A 24,031-nucleotide genomic window follows, 5' to 3' on the forward strand; every position below is an offset into this window, starting at 1 on the left:
CGCTTCTTGTTCCTGCGGCCACCCGCCGCTACACGCCGCGCGGACCGTCGCGTCGACGTCGAGGGAGGGACCGTCATGTTCAAGGGTTCGATGGTGGCGCTGGTGACCCCGTTCGCGGGGGATGCGGTCGATGGCACCGCGTTGGACGCGCTGGTGGACTGGCACGTGGAGGCGGGGACGTCCGCCTTGGTCCCCGTGGGCACGACGGGCGAGTCCCCCACCCTGACGCATGCCGAGCACGAGGCCGTGGTCACGGCCGTGGTGCGACGGGCCGACGGGCGGGTGCCCGTGATCGCGGGCGCGGGATCCAACAACACCGCGGAGGCCCTGCACTACGTCCGTCATGCGAAGGACGCGGGCGCGGATGCGGCCCTGGTGGTGGTCCCCTATTACAACAAGCCGACGCAGGACGGCCTCTTGCGGCACTTCGAGGCCGTGGCCGAGGTCGGGCTGCCGATCGTGATCTACAACATCCCGGGCCGGTCCGCCGTGGACATGACGCCCGCCACCATGGGTCGGTTGGCGCAGCATCCGGCGATCGTGGGCGTGAAGGACGCGACCGGCGACCTAGCGCGGGTCAGCGCGCAGCGCATCGCTTGCGGGGCGGACTTCGTGCAGCTGTCGGGCGAGGACGCGACGGCGCACGGGTTCAACGCCCAGGGCGGCGTGGGCTGCATCAGCGTCACCGCCAACGTGGCGCCGAAACTGCTGGCCGAGATGCAGGCGGCGTGCCTGGCGAACGACTATGCCACCGCGCTGACGATTCAGGACCGACTGATGCCGCTGCACGGGGCCATCTTCGCCGAACCGGGGCTGGCGGGCGCCAAGCACGCGCTGTCGCTGCTTGGACGCTGCGGACCGGACGTGCGCCTGCCGCTGGTTCCCGTGACCGACGCCGCGGGCGGGCGGATCGAATCCGCGATGCGGATGGCCGGCCTGTTGCATTGACCACCCCCGCCCCCGCCGTCCCGCGGGGGCTGATACCGCTTCTGTCGGCTGCAAACTTCGCCATCGGCATGGGGGCGTTCCTGGTGATCGGGGCTCTGACGCCCATCGCCGGCGGCCTGTCGCTGAGCCCGGAGGGCGCGGGCTGGATCCTGACGGTCTATGCCCTGTCCTATGCCGTGCTGTCGCCGCTGCTGGTGGCGTCCACCGGGCGGATCGGGCGCCGCACGGTCCTGGTGGCGGGGCTGGGCACGTTCGCCATCGCGGCGGTCGCGTCCGCCCTCGCCCCGTCCCTGGCCGCCCTGTTGGGCGCGCGGGTCCTGGCGGCGGCGGGCGCAGGCCTCACGACCCCCGTCGGCGCGGCCATCGCCGCCGCCCTGGCCCCGCCGGAGGCGCGGGGTCGGACGCTGGCGCTGGTGTTCCTGGGGCTGACCGTGGCGCAGGTGGTCGGCGTGCCGTTCGGGTCCTGGGTCGCCTATACGTTCGGGTGGCGCGCGGCATTCTGGATCGTGGCGGTCCTGGCGGGCGCCTGCGCGCTCGCGGCGTGGCGGATCGTGCCTGCGGGGCTGCGGTTCCAACCGGTCCGCATGGCCGATCTGGGGGCGGTGCTGGCCGATCGCCGACTGGTCTTCGCGATCCTGTTCACCGCGACGTACCTGGCCGCGATCTACGTCCCCTTCACCTACCTCGCGCCCTTGCTGGAGGCGACGGTGGGCCTGGGCCGGGACGGCGTCACCGCGATGCTGGTCGTGGCCGGGCTGGGTGCCGTCGCCGGCAACCTGGCGGGCGGGGCGCTGGCGGACCGGCTGGGGCCGGTGCAGACGCTGATCCTGCTGGCCGCGGCGCAGGTGGCCGCGATGCCGATGCTGTCGTCGCTGCCTCTGCCCCTGGGCTGGGTCGCCCTGCTGATCCTCGGGTGGAACGCCGCCGGATACGCGTTCAACTCGGGCCAGCAGGTGCGGATCGTCGGCTTGGCCGGGCCCCGCGCGCCGGTGGCGCTGTCGCTGCACGCGGCGTCCATCTACCTCGGCGCGGCGATCGGCGCCGCGGCCGGCGGATGGGTCATCGCCGGATATGGCCTGCGGGGGCTGGGCGTGGCGGGCGGGCTGGCCGCCGTGCTGGCCCTGGCGCACATCGTGGCGTCCCACCGGCTGGACGGACGGTCCGTGCGCCCTTAGGTGCGGGGCATGGCCAAGAAGACCGTGGACGAGAAGAACTACAAGGTCGTCGCCGAGAACCGGCGCGCGCGCTACGATTATGCCATCGAGGACGACATCGAGGTCGGCATCATGCTGCAGGGGTCCGAGGTGAAGTCCCTGCGCGAGGGCCAGGCCAACATCGCGGAAAGCTATTGCGAGGTGAAGGACGGCGAGCTGTGGCTGACCAACGGCTACATCGCGCCCTATGCCCCCGCCGTAACCTGGGGCCACGAGGAGAAGCGCCGCCGCAAGCTGCTGGCGTCCCGCAAGGAGATCGCGAAGCTGTGGAACGCCACCGCGCGGGAAGGGTACACGCTGGTGCCGCTGGTGATGTACTTCAACCACCGGGGCATGGTGAAGCTGAAGATCGCCGTGGCCAAGGGCAAGAACCAGGCCGACAAGCGCGAAACGTCCGCCAAGCGCGACTGGCAGCGCCAGAAGGCGCGTCTGCTGCGGGAGCATTCCTGACGCCCCCATCGCGCACGGGTCGTTGCGCGGCCCACCCTTCCCCGGTATCGGCCCCCGCGGAAAGGATGGTGCCGTCATGTCCACCGCCGCGAAGCCCGACGACCCCGCGACCCTGGTCTCGACCGACTGGCTGGCCGCACGGATGACGTCGCCCGACCTGCGGGTGATCGACGCGTCATGGTACATGCCCGACAGCGGCCGCGACCCCCGCGCGGAGTACGAGGTCGCGCATATCCCCGGCGCCCGCTTCCTCACGCTGGAGGAGGTCAGCGACGGACGCTCCGCCCTGCCGCACATGGCGCCGCCGGTGGACAAGTTCATGTCCCGGATGCGTCGCATCGGGGTGGGCGACGGACACACGATCGTCGTACACGACGGGGCCGAGCGCGGGCAGTTCAGCGCCCCGCGGCTGTGGTGGCTGTTGCGGGTGTTCGGGCGGCGGGCCGCCGTGCTGGACGGCGGCCTTTCGAAATGGCGGGCGGAGGGCCGGCCCCTGACGGCGGACCGCACCGCCATCCGCGACCGGCACATGACGGTGACGCCCGACCCGACCCTGATGCGCGACGTGACCGACGTGGCCCGCGCCTCCAAGCTGGGGCACCCGCAGATCGTGGACGCCCGCGGACCGTCGCGGTTTCGTGGCGAGGCGCCCGAACCGCGCCCCGGCCTGCGGGCGGGCCACATCCCCGGATCGCGCAACTTGCACTATGCCACGCTGTTCGACGCGGACGGCACGATGAAGGCGCCCGGGGACCTGCGCATCGCATTCGCGGAGGCCGGGATCGACCCGTCGAAGCCCGTCGTCACCACCTGCGGGTCGGGCGTGACGGCGGCGATCGTGAACCTGGCACTGGCCCGGATGGGCGCGCGGGACCACGCGCTCTACGACGGGTCGTGGGCGGAATGGGGCATGTACCCCGACCTGGACGTGGAGGTGGGCGCATGACCCTGTTGGACGGACTGCCGCAAGCCAAGCCGGACGGCATCCTGGCCCTGATGGCGGCGTTCCGGGACGACCCACGGTCGGACAAGATCGATTTGGGCGTGGGCGTCTATCGCGATGCCCGGGGTCGCACGCCGGTCATGCGCGCGGTGAAGGCGGCGGAGCGCGTCCTGTTGGAAACGCAGGACACCAAGACCTATACCGGGTTGCCGGGCGATCCGGCCTTCGCCCGGGCGCTGGCGGGGCTGGTGATGGGCGCGGACGCGGACCTGGACGGACTGGCCATGGCGGCCGCGCCGGGGGGCACGGGGGCGGTGCACCAGGCGTTGCAGCTCGTGCGGATGGGGAACGCGGGCGCGACGGTCTGGCTGCCGGACCCGACCTGGCCAAACCACCCCGCCATCGCCGGGCACGTGGGGCTGGAGCGGCGGTCGTACCGGTACCTCGACCCGGCCGCGCAGGCGGTGGACCTGGAGGGGATGCTGCGCGATCTGGGCCGGACGAAGGCCGGGGACGTGGTGGTGCTGCACGGGTGCTGCCACAACCCGACGGGCGCGGACCCGCGGCCCGGGGACTGGGCACGCATCGCGGATGCGCTGGCCGCGACGGGCGCCGTCCCCCTGATCGACCTCGCCTATCTGGGGCTGGGCGACGGGCTGGACCGGGACGCCGCGGGCCTGCGGACCGTGCTGGACGCGGTGCCGGAAGGGATGGTGGCGGTGTCGTGCTCCAAGAACTTCGGGCTGTACCGGGAACGGGCGGGCCTGCTGATCGTGCGGGGGGGCGACCGGGCGCGGGTGCAGGGGGCGGTGGAGGCCTTGAACCGACTGACCTATAGCTTTCCCCCCGATCACGGGGCGCGGGTGGTGCAGACCGTGCTGGACGACCCCGCCCTGCGCGCCGAATGGGAAGGCGAGCTGGCGGAGATGCGGGGCGGTATTGCCGTTCTACGTCAGCGACTTAGAGACGATATGCGGGACCTGACTGGGTCCGACCGGTTCGGGTTCGTGGCCGCGCAGAAGGGCATGTTCAGTCGGCTGGACGCCAGCCCCGAACAGGTGGCGGCCCTGCGGGACGAGCATGGGGTGTACGTGGTGGGCGACGGGCGGATGAACCTGGCGGGGCTTGACGCGGGCACCGTTCCGATCCTGGCCCGCGCGCTGGTGGCGGTGGGGTTGTAGGCCCCCGTCCATGGGGTTAGGCGGCGCCTGCCCTTCGGGGCCATGTCGCCTGCCACCATGTCAAAACGGGTCCAAGTCCATGATCTTCCTTCCTTATGTCGCCGCGATGGCGGCGATCGTCGTCCTGTCCAACATCGGCGTGCAGTTCCTGCTGGCCGACGGCTATCTGACCTGGGGGGCGTTCACCTATCCCCTGGCGTTCCTCGTCACCGACGTCGCAAACCGCCGGCAAGGCGCTGATTTCGCGCGCAAAGTCGTCCTGGCCGGCTTCGGCACGGGGTTGGTTTGCTCGTTGATCGGGACGCAGGTCGTGGGAGAGTTCGGGCCGCTCGTCACGCTGCGGATCGCGTTGGCGTCGGGGGTCGCGTTCCTGGCCGCGCAGCTGATCGACGTCGCGGTCTTCGCGAAGCTGCGGGGCGGGGCCTGGTGGCGCGCGCCGCTGACGTCGACGCTGATCGGGTCGAGCGTGGACACGGCGTTGTTCTTCACGATCGCCTTCGCCGGTTTCCTTTCGTTCCCAACGGCTTGGGGCGACGTGGGCTGGGCGCAGGACCCGACGCCGGCGGGGCCCCTGTGGGTCGCGCTGGCGCTGGCGGACTGGGCGGTGAAGCTGGGAATCGCGGCGCTGGCGCTGGTGCCGTTCCGGGTGATGACGCGCCGCACGGGAATCGCGCCGTCGGGGGGTTGACTGGAGCGTCCGCGATGTCAACTTCCCCCCTATCGGCAACATAGCGAAAGGAGGTGATCCAGTGTCTAGAAAGGTATTGGAGAGAGGCGTCGGGACAACCGCGGAGGTCCGTGCGTAAGGCAGCCCTTACCGCAAGGATTTCAGTGAGTTGGGGTACACTCTAACCGGCCCCGCCTCCTGACTTTCGGAAGCCCGTTCCCGGCCGTTGGGAGCGGGCTTCTTCGTTTGCGTCGAATGCCGCGGGTCCGCGCAACGCCGCGCAACGGGTCGCGGGAGTGTTGCCAAAAGGACGCATGCACCCCCCGTGCACCCCCCGTACACCCCCCGTGCATACCGCTAAGCAGACGCGGCATCGTGCGTTTCGACGGTCTTGCCGTGCGGTGGCGTTCCGTGCGGGGGGTGGTCCGGCGGACCGCTGGAGCGGTCCGCGCTGCGGTCCTCGGGCCGGTCCCCCGGACCGGCCCGTCGCTGCGCGACCGGTCCTCCGCCCCCGTACATACGCGACGTCGCCCCCCGGATTCATCCATCGTTCACCACCACCGTGCGGTGAGGGTCCGTTAACCGCTCCGCCCCAGATCGGTCCGCGATGCGATCCGGGGAGGCTTCGATGCGGACGACCGACGTGAAGGGCAAGAAGCGGGACCACCTGAACGACCTGTTCCGGCAGATGAGCCGGCTGGAATGGGACCTGATGCACGACGTGACCGTCAAGATGCGCCTGCCCCGCGAGTGGGAGGAGATCTGGGAAACGCGGTCCCCGGCGAAGACGCGGGTGACGGTGCGCCTGGACGACGACGTCCTGAAGTTCTTCCGCGCGATGGGGGACGGATACGGGCCGCGCATGAACGCCGTCCTGCGGACGTTCATGCTGGCCCGGCTGTCCGGGATGATGGAGGGGGAGGACCTGCCGGAGGCGTACCGGGAGAAGTGGCTGGGCAAGGCGCGGCCGTGACGGGACGCCCGGCCCCACCGCGCTCGGCGGCGATGTCGTTCCACGAGCCGGCGAGGGTGATCGTCCGACGCCGTGGGCGGCCCGGGTAGGGCCGGACGCGTCGGGCTGGCCCCGTCATCGTCGGGCTCGACCCGACGATCCACCGATCGGCGCATGGGGTCGGGTGGATTGCCGGGTCGGGGCCGGCAATGACGGGGCTCGGGCGACGGCGTCCGGCGGGTGGTGAGGGGTGCCGGGTGGGTGACCCGGCCGGAGGGACCGACGTCCGAGGTGGAGGGAGGCCCCGGCGCGAGGCCGGGGATGCGGGGGTGGGGCGGCGCGCGGGCGATCAGGCGACGAGGGGGTCGATGCCCGACAGGTCCGTGTTCGCCCGCGCCCGCGCCATGTCGTGGTTGACTTGGAGGTTCATCCAATAGGCGGGGGTGGTCCCGAAGGCGCGGGCGAGGCGGAGCGCGGTGTCGGGCGTCACGCCGGTCGTACCCTTCACCAACCGTTCGATCCGCGTGCGGGGGACGCCCAGACGGCGGGCGAGCGCGATGGGGGTGAGGGCCAGGGGTTCGAGGTAGAGGGCCGCGAGGACCTCACCGGGATGCATCGGGTCTTGCAGAAGGCTCATGTCGCGTTCCTTCAATGGTAATCGACGATCTCGACCTCGGCGGGACCGCTCGGGGTCCAAACGAAGCAAATGGGCCATTGCTGGTTGATCCGGACAGAAAGCTGCCCGGCACGGTCTCCCCTCGACTCCTCCAGGTGGTTGCCGGGAGGGAAGCGCAGATCCTCGACCGTCGTGGCGGCGTCGAGGGCGGTGAGCATGGCACGCGTCCGCCGCACCAGGTTTGCGGGGAAGCCCTTGCCGTATCGACCCTGCACTGCCAGGGTGGCTCGCTTTCCCCTCGTCGATAGGATCATCACATGGCTGCATCATGGCATGATACGCATGTCCATCGGTACGTCGTTCGCCTGCCGTGATTCCAGGGCCAGCAAACCGATCGTGATCTGGGCTCGACGGAAGGGGCATCCGATGTGTGGCCGTCCCGAAGGCGCGGGCGAGGCGGAGCGCGGTGTCGGGCGTCACCGCGGTCGTGCCGTCCGGCAGTGGTTCGATCCGGGTTCGCGGGACGGTCAGGGGGCGGGTGGTGTCCGCTTGGTTCGCCGCGGCATTGGGCCGGGGTGTGAGATCGTAACGTCGTTCGTAGGGTGGACGTCGCATGCTCGCCGTTCGATGGCGACCGAGGGCGCAGGATGGAGGGCATGGGATGCCCTCCCCGCGCTTGCTTCCTGCCTATGACACGGAGATGGCGGGATGAAACCCCGCCCTACCTACTGGTGGTGCGTGATGAACACGCACCCTACGCCTGCTACGCGGCGGAACTTGATTTCCGCTATAACCATCGTTCTGCCAATGGGGTAGAAGACGCTGAACGCGGCGCGCTCGCTCTGAGTGGCGCGGTTGGCAAGAGACTAACCTATCGACGGCCTGACCCAGAAGTTGTGACAATTTGATGCCAGACCCGGCTCCTTTATCAGTTGGAGATATTATCCGTGCAGACAAGTCCGATGTGAAAACCGGCGCTTGGGAAACGGGTGCAATTCCAAAGGCAAGGTTTCCACTCACGCGGAACAAGTTGTCTCTCGGCCGAGGCTGGAAATGGCGAACGGTCACATTCTTAGCCTTGGGTCACGAATTCATTGTACTGGTGGCAATAAGTGAGGAAAAAGAGTCCTATCGAGCAACGCTTGCGATGAAGTTTGGGAAAACGCTGAAAGTTGTTTGTTTTCACGAACTTCATACGGATCATTGGAACTGGCATTGCCACCTGATACGTGGTAATGTTCATGATACGTTCCCAGGCGTACTCAGGGACAAAAATCTAATGTCGGTATGGCCATCGTTCTCAAAAGATGAATGCTCCGTGCCGTTTGACGTAACCGAAGATAGCGCGCTCACCCTCGCGGCAGCGCGCTATCGATTCGCAAAGGGAGGCGGCTTCCTGTGAACCTACAGAAAGAAATATGCGCCGCCTTTTGCGACGGTCTCATAGTCCACAAGGTTCCAGTTGGCTACGCAATCTCGACCCCTGTAACGTGGTTCTCAGGCGACACGATTAGTTTTTATGCAAGGGTCGAAGGCGAGCGCGCTCGCCTTGAGGACAGCGGGAGCCTTTTGTTTGACCTTGAGGGGCAAGGCGTTGATCTCACGTCGGAGAACCGCATGGAGATACTCTCTGGCCTTCTAAGAGATCATGGGGTTGTGCTTGAGGAAGAGGACGGATTGTTTTGCACCGAATGGGTACCCAAATCCAAGATTGCAGCTTTGGCGCTTCCGTTTCTGACATTTCTGGCGCGCGTCCAGGATCTGCTATTTCTTAATCGTGAAATTGTTAAAAGCACGTTCAGGGAAGACCTGATCAGGGCGTTGGAGGATACCTTCAGCGAAACATCTGTTTCAGTGTCTGAGGCGCTGATACCAGAGTTACCGCATTATACCGTTGATATTGTTGTGAGGGCCGGCAGTGGAAAGACGGCGGCAGTCTTCCCCGCAACAAATGACGTAACTGTTTTGCGCGCGGTTCTCTTCTCTATGGAGTTACAGAAGCATAATGTGGCCAACATCGTGCCATTCTTAATTTATGAGAATTTGGATAAGGGTGCGATCACTCACCAAAGCAGAGAGATTGCCTTTAATTCAGATCTGACGCCTGCTGTCTGGTCTGGCGGTCGCGAGGAGGTCATGAAGAAGGTTCAGAGATATGTCCAATAACAAAACCCAACTAGACCGCTTTAAGGAAGCCGCCCGCAAACTTAAGACGGACGACGACGAAGCGAAGTTCAACGCGAAGCTAGGGAAGTTGGTGAAGCCCAAGTCAAAGGACGCCGCTAAGTTCGACGGCTGATCGGGCAGTTAGGCGGAAAGCCCTACTTGTGCAGGGCGTTGTTTATCAAAAATGTAATCGCCAAAGCTTAGGAGTCGACCGACAGGCGGATCAGGAACCTCCTACCCCCGGTCCCACCCCCCCTTCAATGACAGTGATACCCCTCCTTCTCGCTGTGATGGCAGCCGCGTTCGTCGGTGTCGCCGTCGTGGGCGAGTGCGGGGGCGAGGGTCAGGAGGGTGAGGAGGAGGGCCAGGGGGGCGAGGGGGTGGGTCATCGGGAGGCTCCGCGTATCAGGTCGGGTTGGACGGAATCGAGGTAGGCGAGGTCGGCGCAGATTGTCGTCAGCCCCTTAATGGAGACGCCCGCGGGGCTGCATTCGGGATCGAAGGGATCGGCGGCCACGTCGGGGTCGGACAGGATCGCGAACCGGGTGTCGTCGAGGCGGTTCCGCAGCGCCGCGAGGACGGCCAGGGGGTCGTTGCCGCCGAACGGTTCCTCCATCACCGCGTCCAGAGCGAACTGCGCGGCCCCGTCGCGCGACAAGAGCATCCGGAAGCAGCGGACGGTTTCGGACAGGACCTGCGTGCGGGTGAACCCGACGGTGTCCACGATCGTGTCGTACAGTTCCGCATCCAGCCCCCGCAGGTGATCGTGGAACGCCAGCGTGACGGGGAAGGTCCCGAAGCAGCGGGTGTTCGCGTTCGTGTCCTTTATCGCCTGCCAGTACCGGCCGTAGAGGATGCCGGCGGCGGCATCGAGCTCCCGCTCCGCCCGTTCCAGGCGTGCTGCGCTGACCTGGAAGCCTTCGTCCCGCGTGGCCCGCGTCCGGGCCAGGGACAGGAGGTCGCGGCGCTGCTCCAGGTCGGAGGGGAAGTCGAACCAGTTCGTCTTCTCCACCAACCGCGACACGGAGTTGGCATAGACCACCATGCCGCGCGCGACGACGGGCGAGATCTCGTCCACCGTCAGCGTGCCGCCGCCCGTCACGGAATCCACCTGCCGGGCGGCGTGGACCATGTTGGACATCCAGTCGATGGGCCCTTTGGCCAGGGCCTCGTTCCTGTAGGCGGCGCGGACCTTCGCGCCGTCGTGGCGTTCGACGACCTGGACGATGGCCTTCTCCTCGCCCGTGGCCATGTAGGGCAGCGTGATGCCGATCGTGGCCAGGGGGGTGTCGGGCGCCCCGTCATGCGCGATCCGCAGGCGGGCGTCGTTGCGGAACTGCGTGGGGCGGACCGGGATGGACCAGCGGTCGGGGCGCAAGGAGTCGAAGACGTGGACGTTCTCGTCCATCAGGTCGGCATGCTCGGTCACGGAATGCAGCGACACGCCGTCCCCGTCGGTGGGGATGCCCAGCGGGACCACGGCGAGGCGGACGCCCTGCGCCGGCGCCACGGTCGCGGCGACCGCCGTCCACAGGGCCGCCAGCACGGTTGGGGCCATCGCCCCGCGAAAGTGGGTCATGTCAATCCTCCCGTTCGGGTTTGCGGCGGTTGCCCTTGGCGAGCGTCCGCCCGACGATCACCATCACGAAGGGCACGGCGATGGAGCGGGTCAGCTTCAGTTGTTCGGCCAGGGTGCCGACCATGGCGGGCGCGCGGGGGGCGCCGTCGGCGATCTCCTCCACGATGGATCGGAACCGCGGGCTGTCGGGGTCGTGGGGGAAGATCTCCAGCACGACGGAGTTGCCGATCGCGACCGCGAGCATCAGCAGCGCGAGCAGGCCCAGCATCACGCGTTGGCTGCGCGGCCAGGCGTAGAGGAGGCCCGCGATCAGGGCGGGGAACGCCACCCACAGGTCGCGGATGAACTCGACCTGCGCCCCGGCCGCCAGGCCATAGACGACGGAGATGCCCTGCAGCAGCTCGATCGCCGGTTCGCTGCCCGTCGCGTCGTAGAGCAGGATGGCCGCGCCGAACGCCGTGGGGGCGAGGAACAGCATCAGCGCCGCGAGGGCGACGGCTGCGACGATCGTGGTCTCGAAGACGGCGTCGATCTTCGAGTCCCGATCCCCGTCCTTGGCAGCGGCGGAATCGGTCATGGGTCACGGAGCGTGGTTGACTACGCTGACATAACGTCAACCTCGGCCCTGTCTGTCAACGGATTTTCCCGACCGACAGGGTAAGGTTTACCCCCCTTGCGCGGCTCAGACGACGACCTCCATCTCCCGCTGCGCGCCCACGCCGAACACGCGGCGATAGCGGTCGACCTCCCCTTCGGGGCCCATCGCCTTGCGGGGGTTGTCGCTGAGCTTCACGGTGGGCTTGCCGTCGGCCGCCACGGCCTTGCAGACCAGGCTGAACGGGGCCAGCGCGTCGCCGGGGGCCAGGTCGCGGAAGTCGTTGGTCAGAAGCGTGCCCCAGCCGAAGGACACGCGGACGCGGTCGTGGAACTGCTCGTGCAGCGCCTCGATCCGGTCCACGTCGAGGCCGTCGGAGAAGATGATCAGCTTCTCGCGCGGATCCTCGCCCCGGGCCTTCCACCAGCGGATCGCGGTCTCCGCCCCCTCCGCCGGGTCGCCCGAATCGATGCGGATGCCGGTCCAGCCGGCCAGCCAGTCGGGCGCACGGTCGAGGAAGCCCTGCGTGCCATAGGTGTCGGGCAGGATGATGCGCAGGTTGCCGTCGTGCTCCTCGTGCCAATCGGCCAGCACGTCGTAGGGCGCGCGGGCCAGTTCGGCGTCGTCGCGGGCGAGCGCTGCATAGACCATCGGCAGCTCGTGGGCGTTGGTGCCGATCGCCTCCAGATCGCGGTTCTTGGCGATCAGGCAGTTGGACGTGCCGGTGAAGCGGTCGCCCAGCCCCTCGCTCATGGCCTGGACGCACCAGTCTTGCCACAGGAACGAATGGCGGCGGCGGGTGCCGAAGTCGGCGATGCGCAGGGACGGGTGGGGGCGGAGGCGTTCGATCTTCTCCCACAGCCGCGTCATGGCGCGGGCATAGAGGACCTGGAGCTCGAACCGGCCCATGTCGTGCAGCACGGCGCGCGAGCGCAGCTCCATCAGGATCGACAGGGCGGGGATCTCCCACAGCATGACCTCCGGCCAGGGGCCTTCGAAGCGCAGTTCGTACTGATCGCCCACGCGGTCCAGGTGGTAGGGCGGCAGTTGCAGCCCTTCGAACCAGTCCATGAAGGCGGGCGAGAAGATGGACCGCTTGCCGTAGAAGGTGTTGCCCCGCATCCAGGTCGATTCGCCGCGCGACAGGCGCAGGGTGCGGACGTGCTCCAGCTGCTCGCGCAGCTCGCCCTCGTCGATCAGGTTCGCCAGGGGGATGCGCGTGGTGCGGTTGATGAGGGAGAAGGTGACGCGCGTGTCCGGGCGGTTGCGGAACACCGATTGGCACATCAGCAGCTTGTAGAAGTCGGTGTCGATCAGGGACCGGACGATCGGGTCGATCTTCCACTTGTGGTTCCAGACGCGCGTGGCGATGTCGGTCATCGGTCGTCCCCCCGGGTGCCGCCGCCCGGTTGTGGCGGGTGGGGGGCCGGGGGGCAAGCGGTCAGAAGCCGACCTTCGCCACCCCGTCGTCCAGGACGTCCATGAGTTCGTCGCCGCGGACCCAGAAGCGCAGGCCGGCCAGGGCGTCGCCGCGCTTCGCGGCGGTGTCGCGCAGGACGGCCACGCAGCGGGGGTCGATGGGCCGCTCGCCCGCGTGGCCGGCCGCGGCGGCGTAGTAGCCGCAATTGTTGTCGTCCGTGCTTCGGATCAAGCGACGCGCGCCCTGCAGGGCGGCCTGCCAGTCCCCCTTCAGCAGGTCATGGATCACCGGCGTCGTGCGATACCAAGTCGGTGGATCGATCGCGAGCTCCAGCGCCTCGGACGCATAGGGATACCCCTCGTTGCACTGGTCGCGCAGGCACAGGAAGAGGCCCAGGTCGGCGCGATGACGCGGCTGCGCGGGATTGAGCGTGACGGTGCGGCGGAAGGCTTCGATGGCCTGCTCCTCCTCCCCCGCGACCCACAGGACCAGGCCCAAACGCTCCTGGGCGACCGCGTCGGTGGGATCCAGGCGGACCGCCTTGCGGGCCAGGTCGAGCGCCTCCGCGATGTGGCCGTCGGGGTCGTCGGGGTCGTAGAGCAGGCGGGACGGGTCCACCGAGAGGGCCAACATCCAGGCGCGGGCGGACAGGGTCGCGGTCGTCTCGATCCCCCGTTCGGCCAGGGCGGCGAGGCATTCGCGGACGCGCTCGAACTCCGCGTTGGCGCCCTGCCGTTCCCATGCGGCATAGGCGAGGGTGCAGAGATACGCGTCCCGCGGCTGGTCGTCGTGCCGGTCGTCGATCGCCTGGATGACGTCCTGGCCGATGGGGCCCAGCGGCTGGCCCAGCCCCGTGGCGATGGTGCGCGCGACGCGGTCCACCACCCGGGCATAGCCGCCGTCCTCGCCCAGCTCCATCTTGGCGGTCTGCCAGACGCGCAGGCCGCGGGCGACGTTGTCCACCCGCGCGCGGACGGTGACCCCGCCCGGCACGCCCACCACGGCGCCCGACAGCAGATAGTCGACGGGCGTGCCGCTGGAGGCGTGGATCGTGCCGCCGGGCGTGGTGGCAAGGTCGGTGGCGTCGTCCACGAGCAGGACGCGGACGGTTCCGAACCGCCACAGGTCGACGCCCAGCTGCTGCTGCATGCCGGGGCCCAGATACTCGTCCTGCGGATCGAGGTTGAAGGTGGTGAACGGAAGGACCGCCAGCACGGGCGCGTCGGCGAGGGCCGGCTCGGCGACGGCCACGGGCACGGGCGCCGCGGCGGGTCGCAGGAGCAACGCCGACGCGACGACGGCAAGGACCACCATCGCGGCCACGCCGGCCCGGAGCGGCCAGCGCGCCCGTGCCCCTTCCGCCGGGCGAGGCGGTGCCACCCCTTCGGCGGCGCCCGGACGTCCGGTCCCGGCGTGGCGCCATTCGGGCGAGTAGGAGCGGGGTTCCAGGAGCGGGACCCACGTGCCAGCCGGGGCGTCGTCCGCCTGGCGGCGCAGGAATTCGCGCAATCGGCCCATCTGGACGCGCACGATGGGATCGCTGCCGGGGTCGAAGTCGGTGTCGCGTTCGAACACGTCGAACGCGACCGCATAGGGCGTCACCTCGCGCCCTTCGATCTGAGCCTCGACCAGATAACGCAGCAGTTCGCCCGTGCGGGTGACCCGGCGCCCCGCCGGGGTGGCCAGGATGCGCGCCACGGCGGCGCGTCTGTCCTCCGCGGCGGGCGGAGCGGTCTGCACCTGCATCGTCACTGCGATGTGCCCCTCCCCAGGGGACCGTAACGCACCGTGTTACGGTAACATGGGCCATCGTAGCGGGGGTAACCTGCAAATCACAGTGCCCAACTGTCACACCGGAATCACCCGATCCCAGCGACGCGAGGCCGATCCGATGTCCATCCACGCCCCCCTGCCGGTCCGTGCGACCCCCATCTTCGCCGAATGCCCCCTGACCCCTCGGGAAGTGGAGGTGCTGATCTGGGTCGCGCGCGGTAAGAGCGGGCGGGACATCGGGGTGATCCTGGGAATCTCGGTGCATACGGTGGACACGCTGGTCCGCCGCATCCTCGACCGCCTGGACACGGCGTCGCGCACCACCGCCGCCGTTCGCGCCGCGCAGAACGGATGGCTGCCCCCCGTGTGACCCTGCGGCGTTGACGGCCCCCGGCGGCGGCCGCAGGCTTGGCGGATGAGCGCCGTCGTCTTCCTCGCCGTCCTTCTGGCCGCCCTGCTGCACGCGGCCTGGAACGCCATGGTGAAGGGCGGGGGCGACAAGCACCTAGCGATGACGGGCGTGGTGGTCGGGCACGTCCCCGCCGCCGCGCTGCTGCTGCCCTTCGCGCCCCTGCCCGATGCCGCTTCCCTGCCCTGGCTCCTGGGCGGCGTGGTGCTGCATCTGGGGTATCAGCTGTTCCTGATCGCCGGGTACCGCCTGGGGGACCTGACGCAGGTCTATCCGATCGCGCGCGGCGTGGCGCCGCTGATCGTGACGGTCGTGTCGGTGGCGGGCATGGGGGTGGTCCTGTCCGGGACGGAACTTCTGGCCGTGGCGACAATCGCCGTCGGCATCGTGTCCATTGCACTGGTGCGGCGGGCCGACGGGCGGCGCAACCCCCGCGCCGTGGCCATGGCGCTGGGGACCGGCGCGTTCATCGCATCCTATTCGATCGTCGACGGGACCGGCGCCCGGGTGGCGGGCACGGCGCTGGGGTACTGGTGCTGGGCCGCCCTGGGCAACGCGGTGCTGTTCGCCCTGTGGACCGCCGTCGCGCGGCGCGGCGCGCTGACCGCCGCCTGGCGGGACCGGCGGACCGTGCGGCACGGCCTGCTGGGCGGCACGGCGTCATTCGCGGCCTATGCCATCGTGATCTGGGCCTTCACGCAGGCCCCCATCGCGCTGGTCACGGCCCTGCGCGAAACGTCGATCGTGTTCGCCCTGCTGATCGGCGTGTTCTTCCTGGGGGAACGGCTGGATCTGGCGAAGGTGGTGTCCACGATGGTGACCATCGCGGGCGCGGCGCTGCTGCGCTCGGGACGGGGCTGACGGACGCGGAGCGGCATCCGGATCCCCGCCCCGCCGCCGCGCGGGCGGCCCGGCGCCCGTGGGGCCGCCACCCCGACGCAAAAAGGGGCGCCGCCCACACGACGCCCCCTTCCCGTCCGGGTCGCGGCCTATTGCGCCGGGATGCCGCCCTTGGGGCCGGCGGCGGCGGCCGCGGCGTTGGCTTCCGCCGCCTCCGGGATCGTCGTGGGCACGCCCGCGCGTTCGCGCCGGCCGTCCATCCAGATCGCCTTGACCAGGGCGATCGCCATCAGGACCATCACCACGCTGAAGGGCAGCGCACCGATCACCATGGCCGTCTGGATCGCCGAGATGTCGCCCGCGATCAGCAGCGCCCCCACCACCAGGGCCAGGGCCGCGCCCCAGAAGATGATGTGCGGCCGCGACTTGGGTCCTTCGTCGCCCGCCGCGTTGATCGTGTTCACGATCAGTACCGCGGAGTCGGCGGAGGTCACGAGGTAGGTCATCAGCAGGATCACGATGATCAGCGCCATGCCCCAGGACAGGATCGGGTTGCCCAGCAGGATGTTCGTCATGGCGAAGATCTTGTCCCCGTCGGAGGCCGCGAAGATGGCGCCCCCCGCCGTGCCGTCGAGTTCCAGGCTGATCGCCGTGCCGCCCGCGAAGGCGAACCACACGAAGCACATGATCGCGGGCACGATCAGCGCGCCCAAGACGAACTCGCGGATCGTGCGGCCCTTCGAGATGCGCGCCAGGAACAGGCCCACGAAGGGCGCGAAGGCGACCCACCAGGCCCAATAGAACACGGTCCACGCGCCCTGCCATCCGGCCAGCTGCTCGGGCACCGAGTTCTCGATCCCGTCGCCACGCTCGACCGAGAACAGCAGCCCGGGCAGCGAGATGATGTAGTCCCACATCCCAGCGAACAGGACCCAGGCGCCGAACAGCGTGGCCCCGAACAGGAACAGGTAGCCCAGAAGGAAGATCGACAGCCCCATGTTGAGGTTGGACAGCCACTTGATGCCCTTGCCCACGCCCGACAGCGCCGACAGGGTGGACGCGCCCATGATGATGGCCAGCGCCACGACGATGCCCACCGTGGACGGGCTGCCGTCCGCGTCGATCAGCCAGTCGCCGACGCCGATGCGGCTCATGCCCGCGACGAACTGGTTGACGCCGAAGCCCAGCGTCTGCGCCACGCCCAGGATGGTCGCGACCACGGCGAAGATGTCGATCATGTGGCCCAGCCAGCCCGAAAGCCTGTCGCCGAACAGCGGCGTCAGCGACGAGCGGATCGTCAGCGGCAGCCCGCGGCGGTAGGTGAAGAAGGCCAGCGCCAGACCGATGATCGCGTAGGACGACCAGGCCGAGAAGCCCCAGTGCAGGAAGCTGTAGGTGTAGGCCGACAGGACGTTGTCCTCCGACGCGGCGGCGGTCAGGCCGGCGATCACGCGGGGGTTGTTCTGGAAGTGATAGATCGGCTCCGCCACGGCCCAGGTCAGCATGCCGACCCCGATGCCGGCCCCGAACATCATCGAGAACCACGAGAAGTTGTCGAATTCGGGCCGGTCGGTGTCCTTGCCCAGGCGCATCGACCCCGATCCCGGCCATACGGCCAGAAGCAGGCAGGTCAGGACGAAGCCGCCCATCACGTAGATGTACCAGGTCGCGAAGTTCTGCAGGATGAAGCCGTTGATGCCCGTCAGCACGGTGCCCGCGCTGTCGGGGTCGACGATGGCCCACAGGATCAGCACCGATATGGCGACCTTGGCCGGAATGGCGACGCGGGTGGCGAAGCCGTTGTAGAACCCACCGTCGTGGGTGTGGATCTCGAGATCCGTGAGCGGCGGCTCGATCTGGGCCATGCGAATCCTTCCCCGATGTGGTCGATGGGCAAATCTGCGACGGAAAGGCGGCCGACGGAAGGAGAATACGACGCTTCGGTGTCGTTTTCTGACATCTGCCGCGATTCAGGTCACGGCTGCCCCGTCAGGGTCACGCCCGCCTCGCGCATCTTCACGAGCGCCCCGTCGAGCGAGCCGTCGAGGTCGATGGCCCGGGTCAGCGACAGGTCGACCGTCACGTCGAGGCCGAGCCGGGCCGCGTCCAGGGCCGAGTACGCGACGCAGAAGTCCGTCGCCAGGCCCACCATCGCGACGGCGCCGACCCCGCGGTCCCGCAGCCAGCCGTGCAGGCCGGTGGGGGTCCGGTGGTCGTTCTCGAACAGGGCGGAATAGCTGTCGATGGCGGGGTCCGTGCCCTTGCGGACGATCGCGTCCGCGCGATCCACGTCCAGGTCCGGGTGGAACGCGCCGTCGGGCGTGCCCTGGACGCAATGGTCGGGCCACAGCACCTGGGGGCCATAGGGCATGTCGATCACGTCGTAGGGGCTGCGGCCCGGATGGGTGGACGCGAAGGACGAATGGCCGGCCGGATGCCAGTCCTGCGTCAGCACGACGATGTCCGCCTTCTCCATCGCCGCGTTCACCCCCGGCACGATGGCGTCGCCCCCCGGCACGGCCAGGTTGCCCCCCGGGCAGAAGCCGTTCTGCACGTCGATCACGATCAGGGCGGTCTGGGGCATGGGGTCCTCCGGTCGTCGGTCCGGCTTGAGCTAGCGCGCCGGGCGGGCTAGCGCCACCGGCATGGTCCGGATCGCCGCCTTCTATCGCTTCGTGCCCATAGCCGACCCGGGCGGCCTGCGGGACCGGGTGCGCGCGCTGTGCCGGGACCATGCGATGCGGGGCACCGTCCTGGTCGCGCCGGAAGGGATCAACGGGACCGTGGCCGGATCGGCGGGGGCGGTGGAGGCCACCGTGGAGGCGCTGGGCGGCTGGCTGGACGCGCCGGTCGCGCCGCGCCTGTCCGACAGCGACGCGATGCCGTTCGGGCGGTTGAAGGTGCGCGTGAAGCGCGAGATCGTGACGATGGGCGCGCCGGGGCTGGACGTGTCGGACGGGGGCGAGCGCATCGCGCCCGCCGACTGGAACGCGGTACTGCGCGACCCGGACAGCGTGGTGGTCGACGTGCGCAACGCGTTCGAGGTCGCGATCGGCAGCTTCGCGGGCGCGGAGGATCCGGGCACGGCGTCCTTCGGCGCGTTCCCCGACTGGTGGCGGGCCAACGCCGAGCGTCTGGCGGGCAAGCGCGTGGCGATGTTCTGCACCGGCGGCATACGGTGCGAGAAGGCGGGCGCCTGGCTGCGGGACCAGGGCGTCGCGCGCGTGGCGCAGCTGGAGGGGGGCATCCTGGGCTATCTGGATGCCGTGCCCCGGTCCGACAGCCTATGGCGCGGGGGCTGCTTCGTGTTCGACGAGCGGGTCGCGCTGGGGCACGGGCTGGCGCCCACGGGCCACGCGATGTGCCATGCCTGCCGTCGCCCCCTGCCGCCCGAGGGCCGCGACGATCCGGCCTGGGAGGACGGGGTCAGCTGCGCCGCCTGCATCGGGGAGTATTCCGACGCCGACCGCGCGCGGTTCCGCGAACGGATGCGGCAGATGGACCGTGCCGCCGCACGCGGCGCGCTGCATCTGGGGCGCACGGCATGAGCCCGGGGCACGCGGTCGTGATCGGGCGCGGCGTGATCGGCTGCGCGGTCGCGCTGGAGCTGGCGCGGGACGGCTGGGCGGTGACGTCGGTGGACCGGCACGCCGCGGCGGGGCATGGCAGCACGTCGGGCTCGTCGGGGGTGATCCGCACGTTCTATTCCAGCCGCATGGGAACGGCCCTGGCCTGGGAAGGGCTGCACGGCTGGCGCGACTGGGCGGGCCACGTGGACCTGCCCCCCGGCACGCCGCTGGCGCCCTACCGGGAAACGGGGATGCTGGTCCTGGCCACCGAAGGCAACGACCGCCTGGCGGCGCAGCGGGCGGCGTCGGACGATCTGGGCATCCCCTGGGACTGGTGGGACGCGGACGCCCTGCGGGACCGGACGCCGTTCCTGGACCTGACCCGCTACGGACCCGCCAGGCGACCCGAGGACGAAGGCTTCGGCGAACCCACCGGCGGGACGCTGCGCGAGGCGGTGTTCTGGCCGGGCGGCGGATACGTGTCGGACCCGATGCTGGCGGCGCAGAACCTGTGGCACGCCGCGGCCCGCGCGGGCGCCGTGGCCGTGACGGGCGAGATCGCGGGGATACGCGCGGACGACCGCGTGCGGGCCGTGGTCCTGTCGGACGGGGCGGAGGTGGCGGGCGACGTCGTCGTCAACGTCGCCGGGCCGGGCTCGCGGCGGATCAACGCCCTTGCGGGCGTCCTGGACGACATGGCCGTCACCACCGCGCCCATGCGGCAGGAGGTCGTGCATCTGCCCGGACCGCCGGGCGTGGATTACGGCGCGGCGGGGCTGCCCATGTCGGACGACGACGCGGGCGTCTATTCCCGCCCCGAACGCGGCGGCGTCCTGGTCGGCACGCAGGAGCCAGCCTGCGACCCGTTGGACTGGGTGGAGGACGAGCGCGCGGTGGACCGCGCCTTCACCGCGCAATGGGACGTGCAGGCGATGCGCATGGCCCAGCGGATCCCCACCCTGCCCCTGCCCCGCCAGGCGTCGGGCGTGGTGGAGCTGTACGACGTCAGCACGGACTGGATCCCCATCTACGACCGGTCGTCGCTGGACGGGTTCTTCATGGCCTGCGGGACCAGCGGCAACCAGTTCAAGTGCGCCCCCATCGCCGGGCGCCTGATGGCGGAGGTGATCCGCCACGTGTGGGAGGAAGGCGACCAGGACGCCGACCCGGTGCAGGTTCGCGCCCCGCGGACAGGCGTGACGCTGGATACGGGGTTCTGGTCGCGCAGGCGGACGGGGGCCGCGACCTCGGGGTCGGTGCTGGGATAGAACGGCGGGACACGTCCCCGCCCCGTGCGGGGACCCGGCCCCGGCGATATCGCCGCGTGCCCGCGACGGACGCATCGCCTGCCGATGGCGGGGCCCCCGCCTAGGGCGGGGGCGTGGTGGCGGGTCCGGCAGCCTGCGCCTGGGCCAGTCGGGTCATCACCGCCTCCGCCGTGACGGTGCCGACGACGTCGCCGTCGCGCACGACATGCGCCGCGCCGCCGTCCGCCACGCGCGCCATCACCTCGCGCAGCGGCATGTCGTGGGGCACGGGGGCCCCCTGCCCCACCGCCCCCGTCACCATCACGTCCGCCGCGCGCAACACGCCCAGGGGGTTCATGTGCGCCACGAAGTCGGCCACGTATTCATCGGCGGGCGCGGTGAAGATCTGGGCCGGCGTGCCGCATTGCACGATGCGGCCCCCTTCCATGATGGCGATGCGGTCGCCCAGCTTGAACGCCTCGTCCAGGTCGTGGCTGACGAAGACGATGGTGCGGCGGAGCTCGCGCTGCAGGTCCAGCAGCTCGTCCTGCAGGCGGGTGCGGATCAGGGGGTCGAGCGCGGAGAACGGCTCGTCCATCAGGAGGATCGGCGCCTCGGTGGCGAAGGCTCGGGCCAAACCCACGCGCTGCTGCATGCCGCCCGACAACTCGCCCACAAGGGCATCGGCACGATCGGTCAGGCCCACCAGGTCCAGTTGCCGGTCCACGCGGGCGTCGCGTTCGGCCGCTTGCACGCCCGCCAGCTCCAACCCCAGGCCCACGTTCGCGCGCACGTCGCGCCAGGGCAGCAGGCCGAATTGCTGGAACACCATGGCCACGCGGTTCTGCCGCAGGCGGCGCAGGTCGCGGGGTTTGGCATGCGTGACGCTGGCCATGCCATCGCCGTCGTCTATGCGGACCTCGCCCCGGATCACGGGGTTCAGGCCGTTCACGGCGCGCAGCAAGGTGGACTTCCCCGACCCCGACAGGCCCATCAGGACCAAGATCTCGCCCTGCGCCACGGACAGGTCGCAATCGTGGACGCCCAGCACCTGCCCCGTCTCGGCCTGGACATCCGCACGGCTGGCGCCCCGGTCCATCGCCGGCAGGGCGCTGGCGGGCGCGTCGCCGAACACGATGGACACGCGGTCGAACTCCACGGCCGGGCGGGTCACTTCCGTTCCATCCGTAGCATGCGGTCCAGCATGATGGCGACGACGACGATGATGAACCCGCTCTCGAACCCGAGCGACGTGTTGACCTGGTTCAGGGCGCGCACGACGGGCACGCCCAGGCCGTCGGCGCCCACGAGCGCGGCGATGACGACCATCGACAGCGACAGCATGATCGTCTGGTTCAGGCCGGTCATGATCTGCGGCAGGGCATAGGGCAGCTCGACCTTCCAGAGCGTCTGCGACGGGGTGCCGCCGAAGGCTTGCGCGGCCTCGGTCAGCGCGGCGGGCGTGGCGGTGATGCCCAGATGGGTCAGGCGGATCGGCGCGGGCAGCACGAAGATCACGGTGGCGATCAGGCCGGGCACCATGCCGATGCCGAAGAACACGATGGCCGGGATCAGATAGACGAAGGTGGGCAGCGTCTGCATCAGGTCCAGCACCGGGCGGATCACGGCATAGAGGCGCGGGCGATGCGCGAGGAAGATGCCGATCGGCACGCCCAGACCCATGCAGACCACGCAGGCCGACAGGACCAGGGTCAGGCTCTCGGTCGTCTCCTCCCAGTAATCCTGGTTCAGGATGAACAGGAACCCCAGCGCCACGCCCAGGCAGACCTTCCAGTTGCGCTGCAATGCCCAGGTCAGGGCGACGAAGGCGGCGATCACGAGCAGCGGCGGTGGGGTCTGGAACACCCACAGGATCGCGTCGATCATCGCCTCCATCCCGATGGCCAGGCCGTCAAACAGGGGCGCCAGGTTCGCCTGCATCCAGTCGAAGACCGCGGCGGCCCAGCGGCCCAGTGGGATCTTGTAGTCGGTGATGGGGTTCATGGGGTGTGTCGTAGCTCGGCGGGTACAGCGGTGATCGTCGCGCCCCGGGCTTGACCCGGGGCCCCGATCCGCCTGGCAGGGCGTCTGCGCTCACGCATCCCTACGGCGCCCAGGTTCCCGATATATCCAACCAGCCTGGGTTCGCCGCTTCGATCAGTTCGTCCTTCCAGGCTCGTCGCCATCGCTTGATCGCGCGCTCCCGCTGCAAGCTGGCCGCGAACGTCTCGTGGAGCTCGAACCAGACCAAGGTGCGTATGCCGTAGCGACTCGTATGGCGGGACAGGCCGAGGCGATGGTGGGCCAATCGTTCGGTCAAGTCGTTCGACCGCCCGACATAGAGTGCACCGCGTGGGCGGGAGGCGAGGATATAGACGGCGAACATCGTCGTTGACGATCACCACCCCGCATTGAGGAACCATGAAGGTCGCGTTCGATCCCTCGGGACCCCGGGTCAAGCCCGGGGTGTGATCGTGCTTGCCTAGCACGCGTGCTTCACTCCAGCGCCCCCATCACCGCCGCCTTCGCGTCGCCGCCGTCGAACGTGCTGACGCCGGCCAGCCAGGCGTCCAGGACGTCCGCGTTGGCGGACAGCCATGCCTTCGCCGCCTCCTGGGGGTCCTCCCCGTCGTTCAGGATGGCGCCCATGATCTCGTTCTCCATGGCCAGCGTGAACTCCAGGTTCTGCAGCAACGTGCCCAGGTTCGCGCATTCCTCGACCAGGCCGGCGCGGGTGTTGGTGTGGACCGTGGCCCCGCCCAGATCCGGGCCGAAGAAGTCGTCGCCGCCTTCCAGATAGGTCAGGTCGAAGTTGGCGTTCATGGGATGCGGCTCCCAGCCCAGGAAGACGATCGGCTCGCCGCGCCGCGTCAGGCGGTCCACCTGCGCCAGCATGCCCTGTTCGGACGATTCCACCACCTCGAACCCGCCGAGACCGAAGGCGTCTCCGTCGATCATCGACTGGATCAGGCGGTTGCCGTCGTTGCCAGGCTCGATCCCGTAGATCTCCGCGTCCAGGGCATCCGCGTTCGCCGCGATGTCGGCGAAGGTGGCGATCCCCAGATCGCGGGCGGCATCGTTCACGGCCAGGGTGTACTTCGCGCCTTCCAGGTTGGCGCGCACCGTGTCGACCGTCCCGGCCTCGCGGTAGGGGGCGATGTCGGCCTCCATCGTGGGCATCCAGTTGCCCAGGAAGACGTCCACGTCGCCGTTGGCCAGCGAGGTGTAGGTGACCGGCACGGACAGGATCTTGATGTCCGTCTCATAGCCCAGGGCGTCCAGGACCAGCGTGGTGGCCGCCGTGGTCGCGGTGATGTCCGTCCAGCCGACGTCCGAGAAGACAACCTCCCGACAGGCGGCGTGGGCATCGGCGAGGGCCGTCCCGGCGGTCAAGGTCAGCGCCGTGGTGGCGGTCAGGATGGTGCGCGTGGCGGTCATGGTCGTCTCCCTGTTGCATCCGGG

General features: G+C 69.4%; 26 protein-coding genes and 1 pseudogene. 14 read left to right on the forward strand and 13 right to left on the reverse strand.

The window, feature by feature from the left end:
• The first annotated feature begins 75 nt into the window (after positions 1–75).
• The 7 genes from dapA (at position 76) to P0084_RS04025 (ending at position 6,376) form a co-directional block, all read left to right on the forward strand.
• Positions 76–948: a 4-hydroxy-tetrahydrodipicolinate synthase gene (gene dapA / locus P0084_RS03995; RefSeq protein WP_308915514.1), complete on the forward strand. Its 873-nt coding sequence runs from the start codon at positions 76–78 to the stop codon at positions 946–948.
• Positions 945–2,123 carry an MFS transporter gene (locus P0084_RS04000; protein WP_308915515.1) on the forward strand — a complete coding sequence of 393 codons (1,179 nt, stop codon included), beginning with the start codon at positions 945–947 and terminating at the stop codon, positions 2,121–2,123. The genes dapA and P0084_RS04000 overlap by 4 nt, the downstream gene beginning before the upstream one ends.
• 9 nt (positions 2,124–2,132) lie before the next feature.
• Positions 2,133–2,612: an SsrA-binding protein SmpB gene (smpB, locus tag P0084_RS04005; protein WP_308915516.1), complete on the forward strand. Its 480-nt coding sequence runs from the start codon at positions 2,133–2,135 to the stop codon at positions 2,610–2,612.
• A gap of 76 nt (positions 2,613–2,688) precedes the next feature.
• Complete coding sequence (gene sseA / locus P0084_RS04010) at positions 2,689–3,558, forward strand: 3-mercaptopyruvate sulfurtransferase (RefSeq protein WP_308915517.1); 870 nt, start codon at positions 2,689–2,691, stop codon at positions 3,556–3,558.
• Between the two features lie 2 nt (positions 3,559–3,560).
• Positions 3,561–4,736, forward strand: coding sequence for an amino acid aminotransferase (locus tag P0084_RS04015; RefSeq protein ID WP_374213591.1), 1,176 nt, complete (start codon positions 3,561–3,563; stop codon positions 4,734–4,736).
• 79 nt (positions 4,737–4,815) lie between these two features.
• Complete coding sequence (locus P0084_RS04020) at positions 4,816–5,424, forward strand: queuosine precursor transporter (protein WP_308915519.1); 609 nt, start codon at positions 4,816–4,818, stop codon at positions 5,422–5,424.
• Between the two features lie 607 nt (positions 5,425–6,031).
• A complete protein-coding gene (locus P0084_RS04025) occupies positions 6,032–6,376 on the forward strand; it encodes a BrnA antitoxin family protein (RefSeq protein ID WP_308915520.1) in 345 nt (114 codons plus the stop codon).
• Between the two features lie 328 nt (positions 6,377–6,704).
• On the opposite strand, the gene P0084_RS04030 is transcribed toward P0084_RS04025, so the two are convergent.
• Both P0084_RS04030 and P0084_RS04035 read right to left on the reverse strand, forming a co-directional pair.
• On the reverse strand, positions 6,705–6,992 hold the full coding sequence (locus P0084_RS04030) for a HigA family addiction module antitoxin (RefSeq protein ID WP_308915521.1): 288 nt from the start codon (positions 6,990–6,992) through the stop codon (positions 6,705–6,707).
• Positions 6,993–7,003: 11 nt separating this feature from the next.
• On the reverse strand, positions 7,004–7,285 hold the full coding sequence (locus P0084_RS04035; protein WP_308915522.1) for a type II toxin-antitoxin system RelE/ParE family toxin: 282 nt from the start codon (positions 7,283–7,285) through the stop codon (positions 7,004–7,006).
• A gap of 450 nt (positions 7,286–7,735) precedes the next feature.
• Here P0084_RS04035 and P0084_RS18575 point away from each other — a divergent pair.
• The 3 genes and pseudogenes from P0084_RS18575 to P0084_RS04050 form a co-directional block, all read left to right on the forward strand.
• Positions 7,736–7,879, forward strand: a pseudogene (locus P0084_RS18575) (IS1595 family transposase); the annotation flags it as partial.
• On the forward strand, positions 7,879–8,373 hold the full coding sequence (locus P0084_RS04045) for a hypothetical protein (protein WP_308915523.1): 495 nt from the start codon (positions 7,879–7,881) through the stop codon (positions 8,371–8,373). The pseudogene P0084_RS18575 and the gene P0084_RS04045, both read left to right, overlap by 1 nt.
• A complete protein-coding gene (locus tag P0084_RS04050) occupies positions 8,370–9,137 on the forward strand; it encodes a DUF1828 domain-containing protein (protein WP_308915524.1) in 768 nt (255 codons plus the stop codon). Before P0084_RS04045 ends, P0084_RS04050 begins: the two co-directional genes overlap by 4 nt.
• Before the next feature lie 257 nt (positions 9,138–9,394).
• On the opposite strand, the gene P0084_RS04055 is transcribed toward P0084_RS04050, so the two are convergent.
• From P0084_RS04055 to P0084_RS04075, 5 genes are all read right to left on the reverse strand, one after another.
• Positions 9,395–9,526 carry a YHYH domain-containing protein gene (locus tag P0084_RS04055; RefSeq protein ID WP_308915525.1) on the reverse strand — a complete coding sequence of 44 codons (132 nt, stop codon included), beginning with the start codon at positions 9,524–9,526 and terminating at the stop codon, positions 9,395–9,397.
• Positions 9,523–10,716 carry a hypothetical protein gene (locus P0084_RS04060; protein WP_308915526.1) on the reverse strand — a complete coding sequence of 398 codons (1,194 nt, stop codon included), beginning with the start codon at positions 10,714–10,716 and terminating at the stop codon, positions 9,523–9,525. Before P0084_RS04060 ends, P0084_RS04055 begins: the two co-directional genes overlap by 4 nt.
• Position 10,717: 1 nt before the next feature.
• Positions 10,718–11,293, reverse strand: a complete 576-nt coding sequence (locus P0084_RS04065) for a hypothetical protein (protein ID WP_308915527.1) — start codon at positions 11,291–11,293, stop codon at positions 10,718–10,720.
• Between the two features lie 105 nt (positions 11,294–11,398).
• Positions 11,399–12,691 (reverse strand): nicotinate phosphoribosyltransferase, encoded by a 1,293-nt coding sequence (gene pncB, locus P0084_RS04070; RefSeq protein ID WP_308915528.1) that lies wholly within the window; start codon positions 12,689–12,691, stop codon positions 11,399–11,401.
• A 61-nt stretch (positions 12,692–12,752) separates the two neighbouring features.
• Positions 12,753–14,477, reverse strand: coding sequence for a tetratricopeptide repeat protein (locus tag P0084_RS04075; RefSeq protein ID WP_308915529.1), 1,725 nt, complete (start codon positions 14,475–14,477; stop codon positions 12,753–12,755).
• Positions 14,478–14,622: 145 nt separating this feature from the next.
• Here P0084_RS04075 and P0084_RS04080 point away from each other — a divergent pair, with 145 nt between their 5' ends.
• Both P0084_RS04080 and P0084_RS04085 read left to right on the forward strand, forming a co-directional pair.
• Entirely contained in the window at positions 14,623–14,874 is a 252-nt protein-coding gene (locus tag P0084_RS04080; protein WP_308915530.1) for a response regulator transcription factor, read from the forward strand.
• 45 nt (positions 14,875–14,919) lie between these two features.
• Complete coding sequence (locus P0084_RS04085) at positions 14,920–15,774, forward strand: DMT family transporter (RefSeq protein WP_308915531.1); 855 nt, start codon at positions 14,920–14,922, stop codon at positions 15,772–15,774.
• Between the two features lie 128 nt (positions 15,775–15,902).
• Here P0084_RS04085 and P0084_RS04090 read toward each other — a convergent pair whose 3' ends face one another.
• Complete coding sequence (locus P0084_RS04090; protein ID WP_308915532.1) at positions 15,903–17,618, reverse strand: BCCT family transporter; 1,716 nt, start codon at positions 17,616–17,618, stop codon at positions 15,903–15,905.
• A 110-nt stretch (positions 17,619–17,728) separates the two neighbouring features.
• A complete protein-coding gene (gene pncA, locus P0084_RS04095) occupies positions 17,729–18,337 on the reverse strand; it encodes a bifunctional nicotinamidase/pyrazinamidase (protein ID WP_308915533.1) in 609 nt (202 codons plus the stop codon).
• Between the two features lie 61 nt (positions 18,338–18,398).
• On the opposite strand from pncA, the gene trhO reads away from it, so the two are divergent.
• Together trhO and P0084_RS04105 are read left to right on the forward strand one after the other, a co-directional pair.
• Complete coding sequence (gene trhO / locus P0084_RS04100; RefSeq protein ID WP_308915534.1) at positions 18,399–19,301, forward strand: oxygen-dependent tRNA uridine(34) hydroxylase TrhO; 903 nt, start codon at positions 18,399–18,401, stop codon at positions 19,299–19,301.
• Positions 19,298–20,590 (forward strand): NAD(P)/FAD-dependent oxidoreductase, encoded by a 1,293-nt coding sequence (locus P0084_RS04105; protein ID WP_308915535.1) that lies wholly within the window; start codon positions 19,298–19,300, stop codon positions 20,588–20,590. Before trhO ends, P0084_RS04105 begins: the two co-directional genes overlap by 4 nt.
• A gap of 100 nt (positions 20,591–20,690) precedes the next feature.
• On the opposite strand, the gene choV is transcribed toward P0084_RS04105, so the two are convergent.
• From choV to P0084_RS04125, 4 genes are all read right to left on the reverse strand, one after another.
• Positions 20,691–21,743 carry a choline ABC transporter ATP-binding protein gene (gene choV, locus P0084_RS04110; protein WP_308915536.1) on the reverse strand — a complete coding sequence of 351 codons (1,053 nt, stop codon included), beginning with the start codon at positions 21,741–21,743 and terminating at the stop codon, positions 20,691–20,693.
• Positions 21,740–22,573, reverse strand: coding sequence for a choline ABC transporter permease subunit (choW, locus tag P0084_RS04115; RefSeq protein WP_308915537.1), 834 nt, complete (start codon positions 22,571–22,573; stop codon positions 21,740–21,742). Before choW ends, choV begins: the two co-directional genes overlap by 4 nt.
• A gap of 100 nt (positions 22,574–22,673) precedes the next feature.
• A complete protein-coding gene (locus P0084_RS04120; protein ID WP_308915538.1) occupies positions 22,674–22,955 on the reverse strand; it encodes a GIY-YIG nuclease family protein in 282 nt (93 codons plus the stop codon).
• 110 nt (positions 22,956–23,065) lie between these two features.
• Positions 23,066–24,007: a choline ABC transporter substrate-binding protein gene (locus P0084_RS04125; protein WP_308915539.1), complete on the reverse strand. Its 942-nt coding sequence runs from the start codon at positions 24,005–24,007 to the stop codon at positions 23,066–23,068.
• Positions 24,008–24,031 lie beyond the last annotated feature (24 nt).

This window comes from Jannaschia maritima (genome assembly GCF_030973515.1).
GTDB lineage: Bacteria > Pseudomonadota > Alphaproteobacteria > Rhodobacterales > Rhodobacteraceae > Jannaschia > Jannaschia maritima.

What these genes read in the sequence shown, in the direction of transcription:
- dapA (WP_308915514.1), top strand. Translation starts at nt 76, where the DNA reads ATGTTCAAGGGTTCGATGGTGGCGCTGGTGACCCCGTTCGCGGGGGAT.
- smpB (WP_308915516.1), top strand. Translation starts at nt 2,133, where the DNA reads ATGGCCAAGAAGACCGTGGACGAGAAGAACTACAAGGTCGTCGCCGAG.
- sseA (WP_308915517.1), top strand. Translation starts at nt 2,689, where the DNA reads ATGTCCACCGCCGCGAAGCCCGACGACCCCGCGACCCTGGTCTCGACC.
- P0084_RS04020 (WP_308915519.1), top strand. Translation starts at nt 4,816, where the DNA reads ATGATCTTCCTTCCTTATGTCGCCGCGATGGCGGCGATCGTCGTCCTG.
- P0084_RS04025 (WP_308915520.1), top strand. Translation starts at nt 6,032, where the DNA reads ATGCGGACGACCGACGTGAAGGGCAAGAAGCGGGACCACCTGAACGAC.
- P0084_RS04030 (WP_308915521.1), bottom strand. Translation starts at nt 6,992, where the DNA reads ATGAGCCTTCTGCAAGACCCGATGCATCCCGGTGAGGTCCTCGCGGCC.
- P0084_RS04035 (WP_308915522.1), bottom strand. Translation starts at nt 7,285, where the DNA reads ATGATCCTATCGACGAGGGGAAAGCGAGCCACCCTGGCAGTGCAGGGT.
- P0084_RS04045 (WP_308915523.1), top strand. Translation starts at nt 7,879, where the DNA reads ATGCCAGACCCGGCTCCTTTATCAGTTGGAGATATTATCCGTGCAGAC.
- P0084_RS04055 (WP_308915525.1), bottom strand. Translation starts at nt 9,526, where the DNA reads ATGACCCACCCCCTCGCCCCCCTGGCCCTCCTCCTCACCCTCCTGACC.
- P0084_RS04060 (WP_308915526.1), bottom strand. Translation starts at nt 10,716, where the DNA reads ATGACCCACTTTCGCGGGGCGATGGCCCCAACCGTGCTGGCGGCCCTG.
- P0084_RS04065 (WP_308915527.1), bottom strand. Translation starts at nt 11,293, where the DNA reads ATGACCGATTCCGCCGCTGCCAAGGACGGGGATCGGGACTCGAAGATC.
- pncB (WP_308915528.1), bottom strand. Translation starts at nt 12,691, where the DNA reads ATGACCGACATCGCCACGCGCGTCTGGAACCACAAGTGGAAGATCGAC.
- P0084_RS04075 (WP_308915529.1), bottom strand. Translation starts at nt 14,477, where the DNA reads ATGCAGGTGCAGACCGCTCCGCCCGCCGCGGAGGACAGACGCGCCGCC.
- P0084_RS04080 (WP_308915530.1), top strand. Translation starts at nt 14,623, where the DNA reads ATGTCCATCCACGCCCCCCTGCCGGTCCGTGCGACCCCCATCTTCGCC.
- P0084_RS04085 (WP_308915531.1), top strand. Translation starts at nt 14,920, where the DNA reads ATGAGCGCCGTCGTCTTCCTCGCCGTCCTTCTGGCCGCCCTGCTGCAC.
- P0084_RS04090 (WP_308915532.1), bottom strand. Translation starts at nt 17,618, where the DNA reads ATGGCCCAGATCGAGCCGCCGCTCACGGATCTCGAGATCCACACCCAC.
- pncA (WP_308915533.1), bottom strand. Translation starts at nt 18,337, where the DNA reads ATGCCCCAGACCGCCCTGATCGTGATCGACGTGCAGAACGGCTTCTGC.
- trhO (WP_308915534.1), top strand. Translation starts at nt 18,399, where the DNA reads ATGGTCCGGATCGCCGCCTTCTATCGCTTCGTGCCCATAGCCGACCCG.
- P0084_RS04105 (WP_308915535.1), top strand. Translation starts at nt 19,298, where the DNA reads ATGAGCCCGGGGCACGCGGTCGTGATCGGGCGCGGCGTGATCGGCTGC.
- choW (WP_308915537.1), bottom strand. Translation starts at nt 22,573, where the DNA reads ATGAACCCCATCACCGACTACAAGATCCCACTGGGCCGCTGGGCCGCC.
- P0084_RS04120 (WP_308915538.1), bottom strand. Translation starts at nt 22,955, where the DNA reads ATGTTCGCCGTCTATATCCTCGCCTCCCGCCCACGCGGTGCACTCTAT.
- P0084_RS04125 (WP_308915539.1), bottom strand. Translation starts at nt 24,007, where the DNA reads ATGACCGCCACGCGCACCATCCTGACCGCCACCACGGCGCTGACCTTG.